The organism is Arsenicibacter sp. R0_47 (assembly GCF_057652235.1).
This window is the reverse complement of sequence record NZ_JBYFCJ010000102.1, coordinates 1-883: the sequence shown is the minus strand read 5'-3', so window position 1 is coordinate 883 and position 883 is coordinate 1. Positions and strand designations below refer to the sequence as shown.

General features: G+C 44.8%; 1 protein-coding gene. It reads left to right on the top strand.

Annotation, left to right across the window (positions count from 1 at the left end; translation table 11 throughout):
- A partial coding sequence (locus tag AC23NW_RS36190; protein WP_487455586.1) for a transposase occupies positions 1-615 on the top strand: 615 nt, incomplete at its 5' end.
- Positions 616-883: the final 268 nt, after the last annotated feature.

Here is an 883-nt window from a genome sequence, read left to right as displayed (position 1 = left end):
GAGAGCCGGATGCATAACGAAAGGTGCACGTCCGGTTCGGGGAGAGGGCAAGCGAAACCAGTAGTTGTGAAACTACCCAGGCGCGCTTGCTCTACTCTACCCTATTGGCTGACTGAGGCAGGTTATTTATATATCTCTTTGCTGACGGATGCCTACTCTCGCCGGATTATGGGTTTCGCCTTAGCAGACAATCTGGAAGCGGTCAACTCCCGGCTAGCCTTGGAAATGGCCCTCAAGCAGATTACTAAACGGATCGGTCGTCAGCTGATTCATCATAGTGATCGAGGCATTCAGTATTGCAGTTCGGAGTATGTACAGGCCTTGGAAAGCTATCATATTCGGATCAGTATGACCGAAAATTCAGATCCCTTAGAGAATTCGATTGCAGAACGTATAAATGGTATTCTCAAAGATGAATATCTGAGTCATCAACCTGTTCGAAACCTTGACGAAGCCTATGCTTTATTGGAGAAGGGAGTCTTTCTCTACAATTACAAACGTCCACATTTAAGCTGTAATATGCTGAGTCCAAATGAAGCTCATAGTGAACATGGCCCCTTAGAACGACGTTGGAAAAACTATTACAAGCCTGGTTCAACAAAGAACAAAAAATAGGATAAATTCGGACTAAGAAGAAACGGGTAAACGTATTTCAGGATTAACTAAAAACGGTCAACTAATTTCAGGACGAGACAGTGACTTGTCCGTCTTTTGAAACGCCCGTTTTGTGAGACACTTTCCCCACCCACCCAATTCTCCCCTTTTCCACCCTAAAAACGTCTCAAATCATTATCTCACAAATCAATTGTATATTCCGGACAAAGTAACCCTATCGTTTCGGCGCAAACTGACCCACCCCGCCTGTGGGTAGCAACCACTCAAA